The organism is Streptomyces sp. NPDC031497 (assembly GCF_055580905.1).
Window position 1 is genome coordinate 199,569 of the sequence record NZ_JBVIKO010000004.1, and the last position, 22,999, is coordinate 222,567.

The 22,999-nt window shown below is 70.5% G+C and carries 17 protein-coding genes and 1 pseudogene; 10 read left to right on the top strand and 8 right to left on the bottom strand.

What is annotated here, in order from left to right; genetic code table 11:
* Positions 1–99 precede the first annotated feature (99 nt).
* From ACZ5K7_RS09565 to ACZ5K7_RS09575, 3 genes are all read left to right on the top strand, one after another.
* Positions 100–1,203, top strand: a complete 1,104-nt coding sequence (locus tag ACZ5K7_RS09565; protein ID WP_468912202.1) for a zinc-dependent alcohol dehydrogenase family protein — start codon at positions 100–102, stop codon at positions 1,201–1,203.
* Between the two features lie 156 nt (positions 1,204–1,359).
* On the top strand, positions 1,360–1,608 hold the full coding sequence (locus tag ACZ5K7_RS09570) for a hypothetical protein (RefSeq protein WP_351711686.1): 249 nt from the start codon (positions 1,360–1,362) through the stop codon (positions 1,606–1,608).
* Between the two features lie 11 nt (positions 1,609–1,619).
* On the top strand, positions 1,620–2,810 hold the full coding sequence (locus ACZ5K7_RS09575) for an SPFH domain-containing protein (protein ID WP_351711684.1): 1,191 nt from the start codon (positions 1,620–1,622) through the stop codon (positions 2,808–2,810).
* A 131-nt stretch (positions 2,811–2,941) separates the two neighbouring features.
* On the opposite strand, the gene ACZ5K7_RS09580 is transcribed toward ACZ5K7_RS09575, so the two are convergent.
* Positions 2,942–3,715 carry a hypothetical protein gene (locus ACZ5K7_RS09580; RefSeq protein ID WP_468912204.1) on the bottom strand — a complete coding sequence of 258 codons (774 nt, stop codon included), beginning with the start codon at positions 3,713–3,715 and terminating at the stop codon, positions 2,942–2,944.
* 348 nt (positions 3,716–4,063) lie between these two features.
* On the opposite strand from ACZ5K7_RS09580, the gene ACZ5K7_RS09585 reads away from it, so the two are divergent.
* Entirely contained in the window at positions 4,064–5,008 is a 945-nt protein-coding gene (locus ACZ5K7_RS09585; RefSeq protein WP_468912206.1) for a slipin family protein, read from the top strand.
* Here ACZ5K7_RS09585 and ACZ5K7_RS09590 read toward each other — a convergent pair.
* Positions 4,944–5,231: pseudogene (locus ACZ5K7_RS09590) on the bottom strand (MFS transporter); the annotation flags it as partial. The gene ACZ5K7_RS09585 and the pseudogene ACZ5K7_RS09590 sit on opposite strands and share 65 nt — an antisense overlap.
* A 143-nt stretch (positions 5,232–5,374) precedes the next feature.
* Between ACZ5K7_RS09590 and ACZ5K7_RS09595 the strand changes: the two are divergent.
* Together ACZ5K7_RS09595 and ACZ5K7_RS09600 are read left to right on the top strand one after the other, a co-directional pair.
* Positions 5,375–5,881: a glutathione peroxidase gene (locus ACZ5K7_RS09595; protein ID WP_351711680.1), complete on the top strand. Its 507-nt coding sequence runs from the start codon at positions 5,375–5,377 to the stop codon at positions 5,879–5,881.
* Between the two features lie 130 nt (positions 5,882–6,011).
* Positions 6,012–7,010, top strand: a complete 999-nt coding sequence (locus ACZ5K7_RS09600) for a MerR family transcriptional regulator (protein WP_468912208.1) — start codon at positions 6,012–6,014, stop codon at positions 7,008–7,010.
* 153 nt (positions 7,011–7,163) lie between these two features.
* Here the strand turns inward: ACZ5K7_RS09600 and ACZ5K7_RS09605 are convergent, their stop codons facing one another.
* The 3 genes from ACZ5K7_RS09605 to ACZ5K7_RS09615 all read right to left on the bottom strand — a co-directional run bounded on the left by ACZ5K7_RS09605 (position 7,164) and on the right by ACZ5K7_RS09615 (position 9,508).
* Positions 7,164–7,355: a DUF397 domain-containing protein gene (locus ACZ5K7_RS09605; RefSeq protein WP_351711676.1), complete on the bottom strand. Its 192-nt coding sequence runs from the start codon at positions 7,353–7,355 to the stop codon at positions 7,164–7,166.
* Between the two features lie 201 nt (positions 7,356–7,556).
* A complete protein-coding gene (locus ACZ5K7_RS09610) occupies positions 7,557–8,414 on the bottom strand; it encodes a helix-turn-helix domain-containing protein (protein WP_351711674.1) in 858 nt (285 codons plus the stop codon).
* Between the two features lie 326 nt (positions 8,415–8,740).
* Positions 8,741–9,508 (bottom strand): GOLPH3/VPS74 family protein, encoded by a 768-nt coding sequence (locus ACZ5K7_RS09615; RefSeq protein WP_351711672.1) that lies wholly within the window; start codon positions 9,506–9,508, stop codon positions 8,741–8,743.
* Positions 9,509–9,652: 144 nt separating this feature from the next.
* Between ACZ5K7_RS09615 and ACZ5K7_RS09620 the strand changes: the two genes are divergently transcribed.
* Positions 9,653–12,547 carry a serine hydrolase gene (locus ACZ5K7_RS09620; RefSeq protein WP_468912211.1) on the top strand — a complete coding sequence of 965 codons (2,895 nt, stop codon included), beginning with the start codon at positions 9,653–9,655 and terminating at the stop codon, positions 12,545–12,547.
* Positions 12,548–12,744: 197 nt separating this feature from the next.
* Positions 12,745–14,664, top strand: coding sequence for an MFS transporter (locus tag ACZ5K7_RS09625; protein WP_468912213.1), 1,920 nt, complete (start codon positions 12,745–12,747; stop codon positions 14,662–14,664).
* Between the two features lie 548 nt (positions 14,665–15,212).
* On the opposite strand, the gene ACZ5K7_RS09630 is transcribed toward ACZ5K7_RS09625, so the two are convergent.
* Both ACZ5K7_RS09630 and ACZ5K7_RS09635 read right to left on the bottom strand, forming a co-directional pair.
* A complete protein-coding gene (locus ACZ5K7_RS09630; protein WP_351711666.1) occupies positions 15,213–15,563 on the bottom strand; it encodes a hypothetical protein in 351 nt (116 codons plus the stop codon).
* Positions 15,560–20,479, bottom strand: coding sequence for an RICIN domain-containing protein (locus ACZ5K7_RS09635; RefSeq protein WP_468912215.1), 4,920 nt, complete (start codon positions 20,477–20,479; stop codon positions 15,560–15,562). Before ACZ5K7_RS09635 ends, ACZ5K7_RS09630 begins: the two co-directional genes overlap by 4 nt.
* Before the next feature lie 610 nt (positions 20,480–21,089).
* On the opposite strand from ACZ5K7_RS09635, the gene ACZ5K7_RS09640 reads away from it, so the two are divergent.
* Positions 21,090–21,947, top strand: a complete 858-nt coding sequence (locus ACZ5K7_RS09640) for a hypothetical protein (RefSeq protein ID WP_468912217.1) — start codon at positions 21,090–21,092, stop codon at positions 21,945–21,947.
* On the opposite strand, the gene ACZ5K7_RS09645 is transcribed toward ACZ5K7_RS09640, so the two are convergent.
* Positions 21,926–22,063, bottom strand: a complete 138-nt coding sequence (locus ACZ5K7_RS09645) for a hypothetical protein (RefSeq protein ID WP_468912618.1) — start codon at positions 22,061–22,063, stop codon at positions 21,926–21,928. The genes ACZ5K7_RS09640 and ACZ5K7_RS09645 overlap by 22 nt on opposite strands.
* Positions 22,064–22,143: 80 nt before the next feature.
* Here ACZ5K7_RS09645 and ACZ5K7_RS09650 point away from each other — a divergent pair, with 80 nt between their 5' ends.
* Positions 22,144–22,932, top strand: a complete 789-nt coding sequence (locus tag ACZ5K7_RS09650) for an SDR family oxidoreductase (protein WP_468912219.1) — start codon at positions 22,144–22,146, stop codon at positions 22,930–22,932.
* Positions 22,933–22,999: the final 67 nt, after the last annotated feature.

Genomic DNA, 22,999 nt, shown 5'->3' on the forward strand with positions numbered 1-22,999 from the left:
GGCGCTTAGCGTGATGTCGGGGGTTCCTGGGGCTCTCACGGCGGACCTCGCAGGGCATGCGTCGGGCGCCGGGAGGCGAGGTCACTCATGCCACGATCCATGCGCGCGCTCGTAGCGGGAACGGTCGGCGAGCCGGCCGATGTCCTGCGGCTGGAATCCCGGCCCGTTCCCACGCCGGAGACCGGGCAGGCGTTGGTCCGCGTGACGGCGACTCCGATTCACGCCAGCGATCTGCATGTGCTGCGTGGCCGCTACGGCTTCTCCCCCGGGTTTCCCACGGTCGGCGGGCACATGGAATGCGTGGGCCGTATCGAGGCCCTGGGCCCGGACACCGAGGGCCTGAAGACCGGCGAGCGCGTGGTGGCCGTGGCGGTCCCGGCCGTACCCGGGCCGCGGGTGGCCGGTACCTGGCAGGAATACCTGGTCGCCGATGCCCACCGGCTCCTGCCGGTCCCCGACCGGCTGAGCGACTCCAGCGCCTGCCAACTCGCCGTCAACCCGTTGACCGCGCTGCTCCTGGTGACGCGCGAACTCGACGTACAGCCGGGTGAATGGCTGGTGCAGACGGCCGCGGGCTCCACCGTCGGCCGGCTCGTCATCCAGCTGGCCAGACATCTGGGTATGCGCACGATCAACGTCGTACGGCGGCGCGCCGCCGTCGAGGAGATCAAGGCGCTCGGCGGGGACGAGGTCATCTGCACCGAGGACGAGGACCTGTTGGAGCGTGTGGCCGAGATCGCCGGACCGGCCGGCGTGCGCAAGGCCGCCGACTGTGTCGCGGGCGACGTGGGGGCCCAGGTGTCCCAGGCCCTGGCTCCGGGAGGAGTGGTCGTGGTCTACGGCGCGCTCTCCACCCACCGGCAGACCGACCCGGCAGCGCTGACGATCCCGTTGCAGGCCCGCTCGGTCATCTACGAGACCAAAACGGTCCGTGGCTTCTGGCTCAACCGCTGGTTCGGCACCACTTCGCCCGCGGACGCGCTGCGCGCGCTGTCCGAGGTGCGCGGTCTCGTCGCCGACGAGGTGCTGAGCATCCCCGAGGGCCGGCCTTTCCCGCTCGACCGTTTCACCGAAGCCATCGCGTTCGCCGAAGCACCCGCGCACGGCGCCAAACCGCTCTTCGTCTTCGAGGACGACCGGGACGGCCAGGACGACAGGGACGGCCAGGACGACAGGGACGACAGGGACGAGGCCGGCGGGTAGGACGCGGCCCGGCCGGTGCCGACGCCGGTCGCACGGTCTCCGTGGGCCGGGGTGTGGGCGTTCCGGTGGGGAGGCCGAAGTTACCTGGCCGTTGGGTCCCGGGCCGAGTGGGTCTATCGTCGGATTCATGGGCCAGGACGAGGAAGGCGGCCGGTGATGCCGCAGGACGATGCCGTGATCGGCTGCACGGGGCAGGTACTCATCGGAACCCGTGGTTCCGCCGGCCCCGGCGAGATCCTGGTGCGGGTCCGAGGCGGCTCCGAGACCTTCCTCGCCTGGTCGGAGGATCCCCTGCCGGTGGGCGCCACGGTGCTCGTGATCGAATCACGTGGATGCCGCGAGGTCTGTGTCATCGAGTGGGTGGATCCATTGGACGCGCTCGGCGACATAGCCGAGGCCGGCTGAGGAGTACAAGCATGTTCGGATACCGCGTCCCCGCTCCCGACGAGGCGATGTTGATCTCGGGGGGCAGGCGGGGACTGGGGGGCGCGCCGTTCCGAGTGGTGACGGGGCACGGCAAGTTCGTGCTGCCGGTCTTCCGGAAGGTCCGGTTCCTCACCCTGTCCATGTGTGAGTCCGAGGTCACCGAGACCTGCGTGACCAGACAGGGCATCGCGTTGCACGTCCGCGCGGTCATCGCCTTCAAGGTCGGCAACGACCAGGAGAGCATCATCAACGCGGGCCAGCGTTTTCTCTCCGACCAGGAGCAGATGTCGGTGCTCACCGGCCGGATCTTCGCCGGGCACCTGCGGGCCATCATCGGCTCGATGACCGTCGAGGAGATCGTCACCGAGCGGCAGAAGCTCGCCGCGGAGGTCCTGGACACCTCCAAGACCGAGATGGCGAAGATCGGCCTGATCGTCGACTCGCTGCAGATCCAGTCGATCGACGACGGCGACGTCGGCTACATCGACGCCATGTCCGCCCCGCACAAGGCGGCCATCCAGCGGCAGGCGCAGATCGCCCAGGCGCAGGCCACCCAGGCCTCGGTCGAGGCGGAGCAGGTGGCGGCCCGCAACCAGGCCGAGTACGCCCGGCAGACCGCGATCGTCAAGGCCGAGTACTCGGCCGAGGTGGACCGCGCCCAGGCGCAGGCCGCGCAGGCCGGACCGCTCGCACAGGCACACGCCCAGCAGGAGGTGCTCGCCGCCCAGACGGAGCTGGCCCAGCGCCAGGCCAAGCTGCGCCAGCAGCAGCTGGTGTCCGAGGTCGTGAGGCCCGCCGAGGCCGAGGCCGAGCGGGTCAGGATCCTCGCGGCCGCCGAGGCGCAGCGGATGAAGATCCAGGCGGAGGCCGCGGCGTCGTACGACCGCGTCGCGCTCGACCGGATGCTGATCGACCAGCTCCCGCAGATCGTCAAGGAGGCGGCCGGCGGTCTCGCCGGCGCCAACGTGAACGTCCTCAACGGCGCGGACGGCCTCGGCGAGATCGCCGCAGGACTGGTCTCCCAGGGTCTGACGATCCTCGATTCGGTCCGGCAGAACCTGGGCGGACAGGAGTCCGACGGCCACCGCCCCGAGAAGAGCGAGGGCAACGGCAGCGGCCTGCTCCAGCTGCCCTCCAGCAAGGCGAGGAAGTCGGACGACGGTCCGGTGGACGTCGACTAGGCACGCCCGCCCGGAAAGGGCGCGAGCGGTTCACGCGGATCAGGCGCCCGGCCGGGGTTTCCCGGCCGGGCGTTCCCGCGTGGGCCGCCGTCGGGTTCGGCGGCGCGCGAGCCGTCGTCGCCGACGCGGTCCTACCGGCCCGGGGCCGCCGGTGGCGGTGCGGGGTGCGGCCGGTCTCGGCGGGCGGTGACGAGGCCCCGGGCGGCGACGGCCGTGAGGGCCACGGCAACGGGGGGCACGGCCTGCCAGGGGATGTGGAACCACAGGGCGGCGTAGCCCCAGACGAGCCCGGCGACCAGGACGGTCGCGAGCAGCCATCGGCCCAGGAGCCGCCAGGTGTACGGCTCCGGGTTCCGCGGCCTGACGAGTCGTACCGCCCCGAACCACAGGCTCAGCGCCGCCAGCAGTCCCGCGGTCACGGCGAGGCCGGCGTACATCTGGGGTTCGTCACGGGGTTCGTCGGCGGTGGCCTGCTCGGCGCCGTCCCGGGCGATCCGCATCACGTGACCGCGCCACACCGTGCCGCTGACTCGGTCCCCGGGCCGGAGCTCGCTCAGCACCGGCCCCGGGTCGCCGAACGAGACCAGGCTGCTCCCACCGGACGGCCCCGACAGGGTCGCCTGGTACTGGGCGCCCCGCCCCCCGTCGTGGACCACCGTGTGCTTCACGGTGAAGGTGACGGTACGGACGCAGTTCCGCGAGCCCCGGGCCGGCCGGGTGTCGGGGCAGGCCACGGCCGCCTTGTACGCCCGGTACTGGTCCAGGGTGGTCGGCAGCATCACCGTGGCCAGGTAGGTGCAGACGACTGCCGCGATCACCGAACCGGCCAGCAGCAGAACGCCGGTGAACCGTGCTCCCCGTAGGTCCGACCGGCTTCCGGTCCGGGTTCTCGTCTGCGCCGCCACGACTCGTCCGCCCCCCCTCGCCGGCCCGTCGCCGGGCCGTCCGGACGGTCTCCCCCACCGGTACCGTCCGGCGTCACTGTAGGCCTGGCACGACGGCCCCACGCAGGGCCGAGAACCCCTTGGAGCACGAGTGTTACGTTCGGCTGGGAGGCTCCCGGGTTCCGGCAGGACCGGGACCCGTACCGCGCGGTGAACATCGTGCCGAGGTGACTGCGGATCCCGCTCGTTTTCTTTACGCACTCCTGACGCCTGCCCCCGCATCCCGTGGGGTCCGGCCGGTGTCCTCATCCTTGCCGGATCGTTGTCCGGATCTCGTCGGGGAATGCTCGGAGAATGGAGTGAGTGCCGATGGACGGCGCCGTCGTAGGGGTCGTACTGGTCGTCGTGGTGGTCCTGCTCGTGCTGCGCAGTGGGATGCGGGTGGTCAACCAGGTCGACCGCGGGGTCGTGTTCCGGTGGGGCAAGGCGCTGCCGGCGTACCGGCAGCCGGGGATCACCTTTCTCATCCCCTTCGCCGACCGGATGCGCAAGGTGAACGTGCAGGTGGTCACGATGCCGGTGCCCACGCAGGAGGGCATCACCAAGGACAACGTGTCCGTGAAGGTCGACGCCGTCGTCTACTTCCGGGTCACCGACCCGATCCGCGCCGCCATCGAGGTGCAGGACTACGTCTTCGCCGTCGGGCAGGTCGCCCAGTCGTCGCTGCGGTCCATCATCGGCAAGAGCGATCTCGACGACCTGCTCACCGACCGGGAGCGGCTGCACGAGGGGCTCGCCCTGATGATCGACAGCCCGGCCGCGGAGTGGGGCATCCACATCGACCGCGTCGAGATCAAGGACGTACAGCTGCCGGAGTCGCTGAAGCGGTCCATGTCCCGGCAGGCGGAGGCCGAACGGGAGCGGCGGGCCCGCGTCATCACCGCGGACGGTGAGTTCCAGGCCGCGCAGCAGCTCGCCAACGCCTCCCGGATCATGTCCGACTCGCCCGAGGCGATGCAGCTGCGGCTCCTGCAGACCGTCGTCGAGGTGGCCGCCGAGAAGAACTCGACCCTGGTGATGCCCTTCCCGGTCGAGCTGCTGCGCTACTTCGAGCGCGCCACCAAGCGGCTCGACCAGGAGGTCGAGAAGAACGAGCGGGAGCTGGACGCACCGGAGGGGCAGGCCGCGCTGAAGGCCGGGATCGAGCAGATCGCCGCCGTCGCGGACAGGTTCGGGCCGGCGGCCGAGGTCACCGCCCCGCGGGATCCGCGGGAACCGTCGCCGGGATCCTCCGCTCCTGCCGACCGGCAGTAGCCGGCGTCAGCGTCACGGCCAGTGACGCGAGCGCCGTCAGCGTCATCGCGCTGGCGGGCGAGGTGAGCTGGGCCACCGAGCCCGCCGGCGCCGCTCCCACGCCCTGCACGGTCGGCATCCCCGCCGAGGGCAGCCCCAGGGCGTGGCCGCCGAGTTCGTCGGGGGTCAGGCTCATCAGCCGCTCCTGCACCACCAGACTCGCACCGCAGCCGACGGAGGCGAGGGGGGCGAGGGGGCGCAGACCGGATCCGCACCGGCTCGGGCGCGTCTGGAGCGCGGTCGGTGCTGTACTCGCGGACGGCGGCGGGGGACGTGCTGGTGGAGGCCGGGAGCCGGTCCGACACTTAGCGGAGTTAGCATCCGTTTATGACGACTACCGAGAACAACGGGTCCGTGCTCGACATCGAGATCGGTGCTCTCCAGGGCGGTTCCGCCGATCTGCCGGGCTACACCGGCCAGGCCGTGCTCATTGTCAACGTGGCCTCCAAGTGCGGTCTGACCCCGCAGTACAGCGGCCTGGAGCGGCTCCAGGAGCGGTACGCGGCGCAGGGCTTCACCGTGCTCGGGGTGCCCTGCAACCAGTTCATGGGGCAGGAGCCGGGCAGCGCCGAGGAGATCGCCGAGTTCTGCTCGGCGACGTACGGCGTGACCTTCCCGCTGACCGAGAAGGTCGAGGTCAACGGGGATGACCGGCATCCGCTCTACCAGCGGCTGGTGGACTTCGCCGACGGCGAGGGGCACACCGGTGACATCCGCTGGAACTTCGAGAAGTTCCTGATCGGCCGGGACGGCCAGGTCGTCGGCCGGTTCGCGCCGCAGACCGAGCCGGAGTCGGCGGAGGTCGTGGCCGCGGTGGAGAAGGCCATCGGCTGACGCCCCGAGACTGGCGACGGCGGTCACGGGAGAGGGTCTCCCGTGACCGCCGTCGGCGTTCCGTGCCCGCCGCTTGACCTTGCCCCTGGGGCAGGGGCGAGCGTCGGTCGCGTCGGGCCACGGGTGCCCGGTGACGGAGGATGTGGCCGTGGAGGACGCTGTGGACGAGGAGCTGCTCACGATCGGCGCGTTCGCGGCGCGGTCCCGGCTCTCGGCGAAGGCGCTGCGCCTGTACGACCGGCTGGGGCTGCTGGCCCCGGCGTACGTCGACGGGGCGACCGGCTACCGGTACTACCGGGCCGGGCAGGTGGAGCGCGCCCGGCTGGTGGCGCTGCTGCGCCGGCTGGACATGCCCCTGGCGCGGATCGCCGAGGTGATCGAGGCGGCGGACGGCGGCACGACCGACGGCGACACGGCGCACGGCGGCGCGACCGACGGCGATACGCCCACCGGTGGCTCGCCCACCGGTGGCTCGGCCGCCGGCAGCGCGGCCGCCGGGCTGCTGGCCGCCTACTGGGCGGATGTCGAGCGGCGGATCGCCGGGCAGCGGACCCTTGCCGCATATCTCCGTGGACGGCTGTCCGGAAGGAGTCCCGAGATGTACGAGATGTTCGCGGTGGAGACGGTGGAGGTACCCGCGCAGGTGGTGATCACCGAGACGCGGCACGCCTTGGCGGACGAGCTGCCCGTCTGGATTCCCGCCTCCCTGGGCCGTCTGGAGGCGGCGGCCCGCGCGTGCGGGGGTGTGGCCGGGGCGCCGTTCGTCGTGTACTACGCGGAGGTGTCCATGGAGAGCGACGGGCCGGCCGAGGCCTGTGTCCCGGTGGCGGACGAGGCGGCGGCCCGGGCCTGGGCGGAGCGGCACGGGCGGGCCTGGGAGACGAAGGTGCGCGTCGAGCCGGCGCGCACGCTGGCGTACACGCGGATCAGCAAGGCGCAGGTGGCGCATCCGCAGATCGTGGCGGCCTTCGAGGCGGTGGAGCGGTGGGTGGCCCGGCAGGGTGGCCCGGACGGCGCTCCGGAGGGCGCTCTGGAGTACGACGGCCCGTGCCGGGAGGTCTACTTCGCGGACTGGGACGCGGCGGGCCCGGAGGACCCGGTGTGCGATGTGGCCTTCCCCGTCCGGTAGGTGACGCGGCGGCCGGTCCGACGACCGGCCGCACGGGCACAAGCCGAGCCCCCTCGGCAAGGACGGCGAGCTAGTCGAGAGGGCTCTTGAGGTGACGCTTGTGCAGTTGTGGTGGTGCGTGTCGGGAGCGTGGCCGATGGGTCAGCGAGGCCCCTACGCCTTGACCGAGGCCACGAACGCGTTCCACGCTCCGGTCGGGAACGCGAGGACCGGGCCCTTCTCGACCTTGGAGTCGCGTACGGCGAGTCCAGCGGTCGTCGGCGACTTGACCTCGACGCACGCCCCGTTCCCTGCGGAATAGGAGGACTTCGTCCACGTCTCCGTGGTGCCCTGAAGCAGTGCCATGTCCACTCCTGTAACGAGTTGCTGTGGTGCTTGGTGTAGTGCCATTCACGCCAACCTTCTGATCGGTTGGCGTGATCGACGCTACTAGCCAACTCCCTCGCCCGGAGCACTCGTTCACTCGACCGGATGGCATATTCCAGGAGAGCCTTCCGCTGGAGCGTGGCGCCGGTGTACGATCCGGCGCTCGCCGTCCGGAAGGGCTCAGCGCGCGTACTCCTTGGCCGCGTCGGCGATGAACTGCCGGGACTGCTCCACGTTCAGCGACTGGGCCCGCAGGTGCTCGTACATCACGGCGTACTTCTGCACGTCGTGGGCCTTCTCCAGGTACAGGTCGCTGGTCACGCCCTCCAGGTAGACGACGCTGGAGTCGGCCGCGTCGGCGAACTCCAGGATCGCGTACTGGCCGTTGAGGCCGGGATGCGCGCCCACCTCGAAGGGCAGCACCTGGACGGTGATGTGCGGCTGCTGGGACATCTCGATCAGGTACTCCAGCTGCTCGCGCATCACGAGCCTGTTGCCGACGAGCCGGCGCAGCGCGGCCTCGTCGAGCACCACCCAGAGGCGAAGGGGGTTGTGTTCTGCGGTGATACGTTCCTGTCGCCGCATCCGCACCTGGACCCGCTTCTCGATGTCGGCGGCGGAGGTCTCCGGCAACGCGCCCTGCACCAGCGCCTCGGCGTATGCCCGGGTCTGCAACAGCCCGGTGACCAGCTGGGGTTCGTACACCCTCAGTGACTCGGCATCGGTCTCCAGGCCGATGTAGACGCTGTACGGGATGTCTCCGAACGCATGCCACCAGCCTTGCTGCCGCGAATCCCTGGCCATCTCCATCAGGGACTCGACGACCCGCTGGTCCTCGACCTCGTAGACCCCGCACAGGTCGCGGACATCGCGCTGGCTGATGCTGCGGCGCCCGTTCTCCAGCCGGCTGATCTTCGACTGGGAGACGAGCAACCGCTCCGCCACCTCCTCCGCCGTCATGCCCTTGAGCTCGCGGAGCCTGCGCAGCTCCTGGCCCAGCCGGCGCCGCCTGACGGTGGGATTGACATTGGACGCCACGGGACGTGCACCTCCGGCTGCCTGCCTGTAACTACCACTTTGCGTATCTGCTGTTGAGCAGACTGCCACCAAGGTGGTTCCTACCGCTGGGAAACTGTGGATATGCGGCGCGTACGCGTCAGTTCGGGCACGTTCCGGATTCTCCGGGCGCCGGACGAGGCCGGTGGGACGGGAAACGACGGGAAGCGCCGGGAAATACCGAGCGGGGCGGCGGGGCGCGTACTGCGTGCGCCTCACCGCCCCGCTCGGACCAGCGGCTCCCGAACCGGGTCTCAGGGGTGCTGTGTTGCCGGCTACTGCCGGCTGTTGTGCCGTGGAACTGCGGCTCAGTGCACCACGGCTCGTGCCATCGCACCCGCGCCTCGGCGCGGCTGCATCGGAACACCGCGGGCGGGTTCCGGCACACCTGGCCTGCCGGCCGGTGCGGTCTGACGCCCGGCCGGGGCGGCCGGGTTGCGGCGAGGCTGGGCGCCCGCGCCGTTCTGCACGTCCATGACGGCGTGGGCCACGAGCCCGCCCATCGGGTCGTGCCGGATCAAGTCCCGCAGCCGGGAACGCGAGGAGCGTCCCTCGTTCCCCGGATACAGGTGCTTGCCGAGACCGACCGCGTGGGCCAGGGCGGCGAGCGCCGCGGTCCGCGGGTCCGGTGGTACGCCGGTACGGATCGCCGAATCCAGCCGGGCACGGATGTCCCGGCAGATCTCGTTGTCCGTCGCCTGATACCGGGTCGTCGGCAGCACCCCGCACATCTGGCCCGCCACGGCATGCACCATGCCGCACCGCTCCAGATGCGAGAGGTACGTCTGGCGAAGTCCCAGACGTGGCCCGCCGATCCAGTTCACAGCCCGCACGGGAGCGCCACGCCTTCGCAGCAACTCCAACGCGCAGTCCAAAGTCGGATCTCCAGTCGGCCGTGGCTGCACCACGGCGATACGATCCCCGTCTGGGGCTATCCGTCCGGCCAGCGCCAGCTCCACTAGCTGTGCTCCGGCCAGACCGAGGTCGAGCGACTGCGGCTGTGCAGTGGTACCCGTGGTCGGGTCCAGTGCCAGCAGCAGAAGCTCCTCCGGAAGTGTTCTGCGGCTCCTGCCCATCCATGCCTCCCCGCGTGGATGAATGACAGGGTGACCCCTCTCACATTGGTCTGTCGAGGGTGCGTGACCGGTTTGTAAGGGAACCGGAAGGTATGTCGTTCTCGTCTACCGCAGGGGCTAAGCCCGCACACAGGACACTGGTACATGGTTCGGACAGCGCACGGCAACGTGCGAAGCGTGGAGGAGGCATCGGTGGCGGGCGAGTCCCCCGACAGGTCGAAGCAGCGCGAGTCGTCGGCAGAACCGACGTCGGGGAGTGCGGGAACAGTTCCCGAACCACGCGACCCGCGACTGGCGGTGGCCGCCGAGGACGAGAGGGAGACCACCGGCGGCGTGGACACCGCGACCCGGATCTTCTCGGTACGGGACGTGAAGACGGCCGGCGAGGACGACACGAAGCTCCGCGAGGCGGTGGCGGCGTGGGTCCGCACGGGTCCGCCCGCGGAGGAGGCCGAGGAGCGCGGCGCCCCGGAAGAGCCTGAGCGGCCCGAGGCGGCCACGGAGGGCCCCGAGGCGGCCGAGGAGCCCCAGGAGGCCCCTGAGCCGCCGAAGAACGCCGACAGGGCCGACACCGCGCCTGAGGCAACGACCGAGGCGGACACGGAGAACGAGCCAGAGTCCGAGGACACCGCGCCGACGACCACCGCCGACAAGAGCACCCCGCCCGAGGCCACCCCGAACCCTGCACCCGAACCCGAGGACGCCACGAAGCCCGCGACCGAACCGGAGGACGCCGCACCGGGGGACGCGCCGAAGGCTGCGGCCGAACCCGAGGACGAGCTCAAGGCCGCGGCCGAACCCGCGGACGCCGCACCGGAGGACGCCCCGAAGGCTGCCGCCGAACCCGCGGACGCCGAGCGCGAAGACGAGCCCAAGGAGGCCGCCGAACCGGAGGACGCCGCACCCGAAGACGCCCCGAAGGCTGCCGCCGAACCCGCCGACGCCGCACCGGAGGACGAGCCCAAGGCGGCCGCCGAACCCGAAGACGAGCCCAGGGTTGCGGTCGAACCCGAGGACGCCGCACCCGAGGACGCCCCGAAGGCTGCCGCCGAACCCGCCGACGCCGCACCCGAAGACAAGCCCAAGGCCGACTCCGAACCCGAAGACGCCGCACCCAAGGCCGCCCCGAAGCCTGCGGCCGAACCCGAAGACGCCGCGCCCGAGGACGAGCCCAGGGACGCTGCCGAAGACGCCGCACCCGAAGACAAGCCCAAGGCCGACTCCGGACTCGCAGACGCCGACGGTGAAGGCGCTGCGCAGGGGCCACCCGCAGTCGGCGACGAGAGTCGCACGGGTGGTGCGGGTGGGGGCACCAAGACCGCAACCAGCGACGGACCCGCGCCCGCCGACGGCGAGGACGCCGACGGCGAGGACGGCCCCGGCGAAGCCGCAGCCAACGCCGCAGCCGCAGCCGCGGTCGATCAGCCCACCACCATGCTCAAGGCCCCCCGCCCCCCGCAGGTCGACCAGCCCACCACCACGCTCAAGCTGGGCTCCAAGCCCCAGCCCAACCCCAAGCCCCGGCCCAAGACCCCTGAGTCCGACCCCGAGCGCACCAGCAGATTCGTCGCCCTCAAGTCGGACCTCAAGCCGGACACCAAGCCGGACGCCAAACCCGACGCGACGCCGACCGCGACGCCGGCCGCGAAGCCGGACGCGACGCCGGCCGCCAAACCCGGCACCGCCTCCACCACCCGTACCACCGCCATCCCCCAGGTCGGCCCCGAGCGCACCACCCAGCTGCCGCTCCCCCCGAAGCCCCCGCTGGACCTGCTCGCCGAGCTGACCAACACGCCTCCGCCGCCGGAGACCTCGGTCAGGACCTTCGTCCGGCGGGTCAAGATCTGGACGCCCCTGGTCATAGTCCTCTTGATCATCTTTGCGGTCGTACAGACTCTCCGTCCGCTCCCGCAGCCCACCCTCGACCTCACCGCGAAGGACACCTACGCCTTCGACGGCAGCAAGGCCGACATCCCCTGGCCGGCCGACGGCCAGGCCGCCCTCGACGTCCAGGGCATCGGCTCGTTCGGTTCCTCCGGCGACCAGAAGCCCGTACCGATCGCGAGCGTCGCCAAGGTGATGACCGCGTACATCATCCTGCGCGACCACCCCCTGAAGAGCGGCGCGGCCGGCCCCAAGATCAAGATCGACCAGACGGCCCAGGACCAGTCGAAGGCCGGCCAGGAGTCCACCGTCGACGTGACGGCGGGCGACTCGCTCACCCAGCGCGAGGCCCTGGAGGGCATCCTCATCGCCTCAGCCAACAACGTGGCCCGCCTGCTGGCCCGTTGGGACGCCGGTTCCGAGAAGGCGTTCGTGGCGAAGATGAACACCACCGCGAAGAAGCTCGGCATGACGAACACGACGTACACCGACCCCTCCGGCCTCACCGACTCCACCGTCTCCACGGCCGTGGACCAGGTGAAGCTGGCGAAGGCGGCCATGTCGAGCGAGCCGTCGTTCCGCGAGGTCGCCGCGATGATGTCGTACGACGACTACAAGGGTGTCAACCACGGCAACTGGAACCAGCTGGTCGGCCACAACGACGTCGTCGGCATCAAGACCGGCACCACCACCTCCGCCCTCGGCAACCTGGTCTTCGCCGCGAAGAAGGACGTGAACGGCGAGACCCGCACGATCATCGGCGCGGTGCTCCGGCAGCCGGCCAGCGCCGCCTCGGACAACAGCATCCTCACCGCCGCCCTGAACGGCGGCGACAAGCTGATCCGGGCCGCCCAGGGCGCGCTGAAGTCGGCGACGATCTACAAGAAGGGCGCTGTCGTCGGGTACGTCGACGACGGTCTCGGCGGCCGTACCCCGGTCGTGGCGACCAAGGACGTCACCGCGGTCGGCTGGTCGGGCCTGAAGGTGAAGCTGACCTTCCAGGCCGACGACGTGCCGCACACCGCGAAGGCCGGCACCAAGGTCGGCGCCCTCACCGTGGGTGACGGCTCCGGCTCCGCGGTCCAGGTCCCGGTCGCCCTGCAGAAGGATCTGGCCGAGCCCGGGTTCACGAGCAAGCTGACCCGTCTCGGCTGACACAAGACACGCATTCCGCCCCCGCACCCCGCCGATGGCGGCCCACCCCAGGGTCCCGCGGCGGGGTGCGTGCTAGCGTCACGAATCGGGGCAGGTCGTCGGCCGCCGGGACACGGCCGCGAACTGGATGAGAAGCGGCCGGTAACACCGTGGAACGCGGCCGAGAACAGAAGACGGGACACGGGGAGTGCCTTCAGGTGGCCACAGCGGAGCCGACACGCGCCGACGACGCCGATCCGGGCCCGGTATCCGGCCCGCGAATAGCCCTGCCCGAGACCGGTCCGCACGGCGCGCACGGCGCTCGGACCACACAAATCACGCAGAGCACGCAGAGCGCACCAAGCACGCGGGGCAGGACGAGCACGCAGCGTAACGGCGGGCTCCGTCACCTCCTCGATCTGGACGAACCCCTGCGCGAGTGGCCGTCGCGCCACCCGGTGCTGGCGGTCACGGCCCTCGCCGGCGTCCTGCACATCATCTGGCTGTTCACGTTCGCGAACAGTGGCGGCGACCTCGCGGCGCAGGACGCCTGGGCCGAGTTCGTCGGCCGGCACCCGGACTCGGCGTACAACCTCGCCTGGTACGGCGGTATGCACCCGGTGTCGTACAGCGTGGTCTCGCCGTACCTAATGTCGGTGCTCGGTGTCCGTACGACGATGATGATCGCCGGCACGGTCTCGGCCGGGCTGCTGACCCTGCTCCTCATCCGCAGCCGCGCGGTGAAGAACCCCCTGTGGGCCTCGCTCGCCGGGGTGTTCGCGCTGATCTGCAACGCGCTGTCCGGGCGCGTCACCTTCGGGCTCGGCACGGTGTTCGCGCTGGCCTCGGTGGGAGCGGTGTTCTGCTGGCCGTACCGCTGGCGCTACAAACGGTGGGCGAAGGCGCTGGTCGCGGCCCCGCTGGCGGCCCTGGCGACCATGTCGTCGCCGGTCGCCGGGCTCTTCATCGGCCTGGTCGCGGTCGCGCTGTTCCTGCAGAAACGGCGCCCGGGCGCGTGGGCGCTCGGTGTGGCACCCGCGGCCGTGGTCGCCGTCTCCGCCTGGCTGTTCCCGTTCTCCGGCACCCAGCCGATGGGCTTCGGCTCGGTGATCATGCCCCTGCTGTACGGCCTGTTCTGTCTCTTCCTCGTGCCCAGGGAGTGGAAGACGGTCCGGCTGACGGCGGCCGTGTACAGCCTCGGGGTCGTGCTGGTGTGGCTGGTCAGTTCGCAGATCGGCTCGAACATCTCGCGGCTGCCGATGCTGTTCGCGGGGGCGACCCTGATCGCGGCCCTGCCGTACACCGTGCCGCGTTCGCGCAAGTACTACGTCACCGTTCTCGCCTTCCTCGGCTTCGTCGGCTGGATCGGCTTCAAGGCGGTCGACGACATCGTCCATACGACCCCGGCCGCGTCCTGGGCCCGCGAACTCGCCCCGCTCGTCAACCAGCTCCAGGAGGTCGGCGCGGAGAAGGGCCGTGTCGAGGTGGTCCCGGCCCGCTCGCACCGGGAGGCGTCCGCGCTCGCGCCGTACGTCAACCTGGCCCGCGGCTGGAACCGCCAGGCCGACATGGAGCGCAACCCGCTCTTCTACGACGACACCCTCAACTCCGCGAACTACCACGAGTGGCTGCAGCGCTGGGCCGTGCACTTCGTGGTGCTGCCGAAGGACGAGCCCGACGGCGACGGCGGCGAACGCGAGCGGGCGCTGGTCCAGCGCGGGATGCCGTACCTGAAGCAGGTGTGGGGCGACGCCAACTGGCAGCTGTTCCGGGTGACCGACCCGGTGCCGCTCGCCGAGCCGAACGCGGTGGTGGACAGCGCCGAGCAGGGCGAGCTGACCATCGAGGTGCGCAAGGCCGGGCGGATCCTGATCCGGATCCCGTACTCGCCATGGCTGAGCATCGTCGACGCGGACGGCAAGAGCCTGAAGCCGCCGCAGGAGACCCAGGCCTCCAAGCACCGGGCCGATGGCACGCCGAAGACGTACGTCAACGCCAACGGCTGCCTGATGGAGACGCCGGAGGACGCGAAGGGCGACAGGTGGACGATGCTGCTCGCGCCGAAGACGGGGACCTACCGGCTGGCGGCGCCGTACCAGCTGCCGCGGGGCACCCCGTGTCCCGACGAGCTGAAGTGACCGGGTCAGCCGCGTAGCTCCGCCACATGGCGATCCGTGCCCGGCACGGTCGGTACGAACGGTGCCACCAGTTCCACCCGGCCCAGGGCCAGCCGGGTGTCGACGCCCTCCAGAACGTTCGCTTGTTCCGGACGCGTCTGCCGACGCCCTGAGCAAGCCGAGCAGTTCGCGACCCTGGCGCAACGCGCCGACGGCCATCAGCGCGATGGCGGACTCCCCGGTGGCCTCCTCCGCCTCCTGCTCATCCCCACTCGGCGGACCGCTCTCCTGCCGCGCCCGGTGGGACCAGTGTGCGGCCCTCGACGCCGCCTCAACGGCACGCCGGTCCCCGGTTCCGACCAGCACGCGCGCCACCTTCGCCGGCCGAACAGCCTTCTCCGCCGGAAAGGGTGCGACGAGCGCAAGATCCATGCGGGGGTGGAGGGTGGGGTCCGTCCCGTGGGGGCGCGGCCCGGGACATGCCGCAGGGGCGGGCGGTTTCCCCGCCCGCCCCTGCGCCTCGACGTCACCCGGCCCGGTCGATGCGTCCTCCGGGGCCCGAGGGCTCCTCACTCATGGGTGAGCCATGGTGAGAGGAGACTCGTGAACTCCTCGTCGGAAATGTGGACGCTCCCCAAGCCGAATCTCTCCCAGGCTTGCGCCCGCTGCAGAACGGGCAGCGGTATGTCAAAAGCGAGACGGAAGGAGGCAATGAAAGGGACGGCGCGGAACCCTGCACCCAGCTTTTCCCTGGCGAGCAATGCGAGCTCTATCGCGTCCTTTCCATCGGCATGAGCCGCCTTCAGCTCGCCGACAAGAATCTCCATCTCGTTCATCTTGTGGCCGACTTTCCGATCTTTCGCGTGACGCGAGTCCTTCAGTGGTGGATGCCGTGGGCAGGTGCCCTGACGGAAGATCACGGCCAGAAGATCACGCCCACGTTTGTGTAGTGCCCCGGCATGCCTCTGAGTTCAGTTATCTCCACCCGCGTGAAACCTGCTCGCGCGGCCATTTTACCCGTGAACGTTTTTGTCAGTGCCGCTTCCTCGAGCGGTACACCGTCCCGTACGGCCGCGTTGAAGGAGTTCAGGTTATCGCTGAGCGTACCTCCGTCCTGCCAGTACCCCTTGATACCCTTCACGGCGTCGCCGAAATGCGCGAGTGCGGCGTTGAACATCTCGCTGCCTCTGGGCAATTCGTCCTTGATCGCCTCGATGGCGAGTCCGAAGAGACCCCTCTTGTCGATGTCCGCGACGATCGAGGCTCCACTGGGGTATTCCGCATAGTAGACGGGGCACTCGACGTTGTGGACCAGTACGGGAGTCCGGCCCGCGAGCACGTAGAAGGTGTGGACGTCGGCGATGCTGAGGTCCCACACCTGCTGCGGTGCGGCCACGGGGCTGACACCGACCACCTTGTGCAGGGCACCGGTCGGAGTCCGGAGCGAGTCTGCGCTGTGCAGGCTGGAGGCGTGCACCCAGCCGCGGCCCGGAACATACATCCGGTGTCCCGGCGTGGTCAGTATCCGTCCGCCGTCAGCGAAGGAGATCTGCAGGAGCCGGTCTGCTGAGTGAGAGAACGTCGACGTGACCGGTTCGGGCCCGGTCGTACCGGCGTCCGGGTCAGTCGCGAGCACTCGATCGCCGACCTTGACCGCGTCGATGCGCTTGACCGAACCATCGGCGAGCAGTACGGGTGTCGCAGCGGGGAAGCTGTCCTTCAGGCAGAGTCCACGCAGTCTCTGGCCAGCTGCCTTGAAGATGCCGGCGACAGCATCTTCCGGCAGATTGAGGGCGCGCAGTGCCTTCCACGCGTCCGTGAACGCGATCCCGGTCCGGGCGGCCGCGTCTGCTGCCTTCACCGCGTCGGCGATAGGCCGGAGGATCTTGCCCGCGAACAGGCTCGCGACGTCCAGGGACGCCCAGCCGCAGCCGCTCCAGCTGCCGCTCTCACCACCGGGGGTGAGCTTCTGGGCGCACTTGATCCAGCTGCCGAAGAGGATGTCGATCGGGTCGACGTTCTCCTGCCACTCGGCGATCGTGATGTTGTGCGTGACCTTTTCGTAAAGTACGTCGGTCTTGACTGTCTGGAGGTAATGCGTCGCGCCGGACGGGCACATCAACTTCTGCGGATCGATGCCGTCGGCGCTGCACAGATAGAGGTCGACGACGGCCTTGTACGGAAGCTTCGCCGTGATGGTGCAGTCGCCCGTGTAGGCGAGTTTGCTGATCCAGTTGTCGCAACTGCTCGTCTTGTCCACGATCTGCGGATCGCCGACCCGCTCGATGTGGTCGATGACGTAGAACATGCTGCCGATGGAGCCGCCGCTTCCGTCGGGGACGGTGCCGGCATCGATTTGCTTGCCCTTGGCTGCCTTCTCGGCCCTGTCGGCTGCTTCCTGGGCTTCCTTGGCGTACTTGGCGGCATCCTTGGCGGCCTGTTCGGCTTCGGTCGCGGCGGCGTCGGCGCGGGTGGCTGCCGCGCGGGCGTCCTTGGCGTCCTGTTCGGCCTGGGCGGCCGCTGAGCGGGCGGCCTGTGCGTCGAGTTCGGCGGCGTCGGCTGAGTCGCGGGCTTCCGTGGCGTAGCCCTCGGCGTTGCCGGCGGCCTTGTCGGCGGCTGCTGCGTCGTCGGCTGCCTGCTGGTCGTAGTCGATGGTGCGGGCCAGTGACGCGGAGGCGGCTGCGGCTGCCTTGGCGGCGTCGGCGGCGTAGCCGAGGGCTTCCTTGGAGTAGGTGCGGGCGTTGGCCGCGTACTGGGCGGCGTTGGCCGCGTGCTGGTAGGCCTCCTTGGCGTCGCCGGTGGCCTGGTCGGCGATGTTCTTGGCGGCCTGGGCCTCGGCGGCGGCGTTCTTGGCGTGCGCGTCGGCGACTGCCTGCTGCTGCTCGGCGATCGTCTTGGACGCCTGTCCGGTCAGCACGACCAGGCCGGCGGCCGAGTCGGTGTCGACGTAGGGGGAGCCGAGCTGGATCGCGTCGTTGGCCGGGTTGGCGACCTGCTCGGCGGCCTTGCCCGCGTCGACGGCTGCCTGGGCGGTGACGTGGGCGTAGCCCGCGGCCTTCGCGGCGGCCGCGAGGGCGTTGCCGGCTTCCTTGTTGGCGGCGTCGGCCTGGGTGCTCGCGTTCTTGGCGTGGGCTTCGGCCTCGTTGGCGAGTTGGACGGAGGTCTTGGCTTCGGCGGAGGCGTCGTGGGATGCCTTGATGGCGTCGGCGACGGCGCTGGTCGAGGTCTTGACCGCGGCGTCGGCCTTCAGTTTGTCGGCCTGGGCGGCGTCGGCGTCGGAGCGGGCGCGTTTGGCGGCGGCTTCGGCGCGGGTGGCCGCGGCGTCCGCGTCTGCTGCTGCCTGGGTTGCGGCGTCCGCCTCGGAGCGGGCTCTGCCTGCGGCGGCTTCGGCGTCGTCGGCGGCCTTGTCGGCGTCGTTGGCTGCGGCGCGGGCGGCGTCGGCCGCTTCCCCGGCATCCAGCTTGTCGGCGTAGGCCTCCTTGGCGTCTGCCTTCGCGCGGGTGGCGTCGGCTTTCTGCTCGGCGTCCCAGGCGTCGTCGCGCATGGACGCGGCGTGGTCCTTGGCCTTGACGGCGTCGTCGCGCCGGTCCTCGGCGGTCTTCTCGGCGGCCTCCGCCCTGGACTTGGCGTCGCTCGCCTTCGTCGCCTGGGACTCGGCGTTCTTGCGGTGCTCGGCGGCTTCGGCCCGGCTGGCGGCGGCGTTCTCCTTCTCCGCCTTGGCCGTCTTCTCCTCGGCCTCGGCGGCGAGCCGCTTGGCGTGCGCGTCGGCGGCGGCTGCCTTGGCGTCACCCTCGGCCTTGAGGGCGTCGGCGAGCTTCGCCTCCGCCGTCTCCTTGTCCTTCTTCGCGTTGTCGCGGTGGATCTTCGCCGCGTCGGCGGCGGCCTTGGCCTGGAGTTCGGCGGCCTCGGCGGCCTTCTTGCGGAACTCCGCCTTGGACTGGGCCGCCTGAGCGAGGGCGCGCTGCGCGATGGTCGCGCTGTCACCGGCGGCGGCGCGGGTGGCGGCCTCGGCCGTCTCACCGGCCTTCTCCAGCGCCGTGACCGCGGCTGCTGCGCCCTTGGTGACCTGGTCCTTCTGCTGACCGACCAGCAGACCGCGCCCGCGCGGCGCGCCGTGCGTGTCGGCGATGGTGTACGCGGCCTGGATCGCGGTGTCCGAGGTGGTCGCGGCGTTCTGCGCGTTGGTCAGCTGCGTCTTCAGGACGGCCAGCTGCGCCTTCGCGGCGGTCTGCGCGGCAGTGATCCCGGCCTTGGCCTTGTCGAACTGCGCCTTGGTCGGGTAGCCCAGCTTGCCGTCACCGGTGTGCGTCTTCGGGACGATCTTGAACTTCTGGGCGCTGGAGCCGTTGCAGGTCGACTGCACGGCGTCCTTGCCGTTGTCGAACGTGGGCAGGTGCAGGCACTTGCCGCTCGCCGCGTTGCGCAGCGGGCCGGTGCTGCGGACGTCGAACTGCCACTGCTGAGCCTTGCTGCTGCCGCAGTCCCGGATCTGGATCTTCGTGCCGTCGGAGCCGGCCCCGTTCAGCACCTCCAGGCACTTGAACGAGTTCGGGTTGACCAGGGTGTAGCCACCGTCGTAGGAGCCCATGAGCTGCCACTTCTGGGCGGCGCCGCCGTTGCAGGAGTAGAGCTGCACGGGCGTGCCGTTGGTCTTGCCACCCCCGGCCACGTCCAGGCACTTGCCCGCGGCCCCCGGCACCTGGATCTCCAGGTCCCCGTCACCGATCCAGCCCAGACCACCGGCGCTCCAGTAGTCCTGCCAGCGGGTGAGGTGGTCGGCGATCCAGGACTGACCGAGGAGTTCGGCCATGGTCTCGGCGCCCTTGGTGAGGGCCGTGGTGGCGTCCCGGTTGGCGGTGAGGATCTGGTTGCGCTGGGTGGCCTGGGAGGCGATCTCCTGCTGCCACTCACCGGCCGCGGTGTCCTCGGCCTGGCGGAGTGTCTTGTTCGGGTCGATCGGGTCGCGCCAGGCGCACGTGGCCGATCGGGTCTTCAGGTCCTCGACCGCGATCCGGTACTCGATGCTGTCGGGCTGCGGACCGGTACGCGGGAAGCCGCCCGAGGCGAGGAAGAGACGGGCGTTGTCGGCGCCGGCGGCCTCCGTGGCGAACCCGTGCAGCCACTTGAACGCGTCGCGTTCGTTCAGCGCGCGATTCCACTCGTCACGGGGCAGGCCCGGGTCCGGGTCCTTGCCGTAGAGGGGGGTGCCCAGGTCGTCGACGGCCTTCAGGGTCTTCGCGTCGGCCTTCGGGGTCGGGTCGTAGAAGTCGAACTTCTGCGTCCAGTCGGGGCCGCCGGCCCACTTGCCCAGGCCCGTCTGGTCGTAGAAGTCATCGCCCTCGTGGACGCCGGGAACCCAGTGGAACCCGGTCTCGGAGAACCCGACGGGGGTCACCAGACCGTCGAGCGGCTTCTCCCACGCGGCCTCTCGGGCATGCAGCCGCTCCCAGTTGGCCTTGTTGTCGGCTTCGTCCTTGGTGTGGGCGTCGTAGAGCGGGCCGTGGAACGCCCCGTCCAGAGTCGCCAGTTCGCGCAGCTTCGCCGGGCTCTGGTTGAGAGCGTTCTGCGCGAAGGTGTACATGCCCGGACCGCCCAGGCGCAGCGCGTCGCCCATCAGGCACTGGTCGAAGCGAAGTTGTTCGTCGGACGTGGTTTCGTACCAGTCGTCCGGCCGGTCGCTGGAGTGGGCGGCGGCCAGACTCGCGGCGAGGTCGGGCTGGACCGCGAGGCCGGTGAGCAGTGCCAGCGAGGCGACGGAGGTGATGGCGGTGGTGAGCTTTCCCGCTCTACGGGGTCTCCAGGACCCGGGCAGGCGGAACCATGGTCTGGGGTGCACGGAGCATCCCTTTCTGCGTTCAAGGGGTGTGAGCCGTGAGGGTGGCCGAAGAGCGGGGAGCGGTGACGCGCGATGTGTCCTGAGGGGGACTCAGGATGTCGCTTCACCCGCTGGGGCGATGCGTGCTGACGTCCGATGCGACGACATGGCGATGCGACCCCTCCCCGTGAGCGACGGCGTTCCCCCGGTCGCTGAGTGATGTGCGCGCGAATCGTGCTGGTCAGGCACCTGTCATGCGCCGCGCCACGATAAGCAGGAGCGCTCCGTGCTGTACAGGGGGTTCTGGGGCGGGTGAGGGGGCCGGCCTGAAATCTGCGGCTGTCCGGTGGCCTTCTGAAGCCTCACCAGCCCACCCATCCATGGACTTTCTGTGTGTTGCCTGTGTGTGCGGGCGGCGTTGTGGCGTGAATCGGCCGAACAGAGTTGGCCGAAATTCGTCGCTCCGTGCTGCCCGCACGGGGTGTGCCTCGGGTGTTGATGAGGGACACCTGGCGCGCGCCCTGGATGACGTGCCGAACTGCGGGGCAGTCAGCCCGTGCTCTCCGAACTTCGGACGGAGTTGAACGGAACCCCTCTCCAAATCTGACGTCCAGTCAGGTAAACCGGACTCATGACACAGGACGCGACGCACACAGATGAGACCCGCAGCCGCACGTATGCGGAACTGGCCGCTGTCGGCCCATACGGAGCCGACCTCGGACATGCCCTGATCACCATGGTCGAGCCACACCCGGGCCACGAACGTCAGTACAATCGTTGGTACGAGGACGATCACTTCATCGCCGGTGCGATGGCCATGCCGTGGATGTACGCCGGGCGCCGCTGGGTCGCCACCCGGGACCTGCAGCTCCTGCGCTACCCCGAGACCTCGGCCGTCGCGCAGCCGGTGACGGAGGGCTGCTACATCTCCGTCTACTGGATGACCGCCGGCCGCTACGCCGACCACATGCGCTGGACCGTCGGCATCAACAAGCGCCTCAACCGCGACCACCGGGTCTTCCAGGACCGTACGCACGTCTTCACCGCCTTCCAGGACCACGCCGTAACCGTCTACCGCGACGGCGACCAAGGCCCGCGGGACATTCACGCCCTCGACCACCCCTACGCCGGGCTCGTCGTCCAGGTGATCGACGCCAGGTCCCCCGGCGAGCGCGGTGAGCTGCTCACGTGGCTGCGTGACGACCACCTGCCGAAGCGGCTGGCCGGCTCACCGGCGGCCATGGTGACCGTCTTCGCGCCGACCCCGCTGCCCCTGGACCGGATGACCTACGTCAAGCAGGTCGAGGGGGTCGGAACCCGGCTGACCCTGCTGTGGTTCCTCCAGCAGGATCCCCGCGAGGCCTGGCGGGAGCACTTCGCGGACCTGGAGACGGCCGTGGCGGCTTCGGGGCTGGGTGACGCGCAGTTCGTCGCACCGTTCATCCCCACGGTCCCGGGTACCGACCGTTACGTGGACGAGCTGCGGTGAGCCCCCGCACCGGGGTGCGGCTCGACCATGGCGATGAGGGCGTGGCCGGGGCGGACGCCGTAGGGGCGAACCGCGGCCAGTTCGGCGTACACATCGCTGTGCGTGTCCTCGCTCATGTGCCTTCCCTTCCTTCCGCCTGCGCCCGCCCATACCCTGACGCTCCGTCAGATGAAGCACCTGTGCCGGGAGGTCATCGATGTCACTGCTCGTGGGCAAGACGGTCGTCGTCTCGGGGGTCGGCGCCGGGCTGGGGCACCAGGTCGCGGCGGCCGTCGTACGGGACGGCGGGAACGCCGTGCTCGGTGCGCGGACCGAGGCGAACCTCGTCAAGAGCGCGGCCGGGATCGATCCGGAGGGCGGCCGGACCGCGTACCGCCCGACCGACATCACCGACGAGGGCCAGTGCGAGGCGCTGGCGGCGCTGGCGCGGGAGCGGTTCGGGGGCATCGACGCGGTGGTGCACGTGGCCGCCTGGGACTCCTACTTCGGCGGGGTCGAGGACGCGGACTTCGCGACCTGGGCGTCGGTGGTCGACGTGAACCTGCTGGGGACGCTGCGGATGACCCGGGCGTGTCTGCCGGCGCTGAAGGAGGCGGGCGGCGGCTCGGTGGTCTTCGTCGGTACGCAGTCGGCCGTCGCCGCGCCCTCGCAGGTGCGGCAGGCCGCGTACGCCGCCTCGAAGGGGGCGCTGACCAGCGCGATGTACTCGCTGGCGCGCGAGCTGGGGCCGTACCGGATCCGGGTCAACACGGTGCTGCCGGGCTGGATGTGGGGGCCGCCGGTGCAGGCGTACGTCCAGTTCACGGCGCACACGGAGGGGGTGCCGGAGGACGAGGTGCTGGGGCGGCTGACGGGGCGGATGGCGCTGCCGGAGCTGGCGACGGACGGGGACGTGGCGGACGCGGCGGTGTTCCTGGCGTCGGACCGGGCGCGGGCCATCACGGGGCAGTCGCTGCTGGTCAACGCGGGGGAGCTGATGCGCTGAGGCACTGGTTCCGGCCATCGGAAACACGCCAGGCCGTTCATACACGTGAATCAAGGTCAGCAAGGCG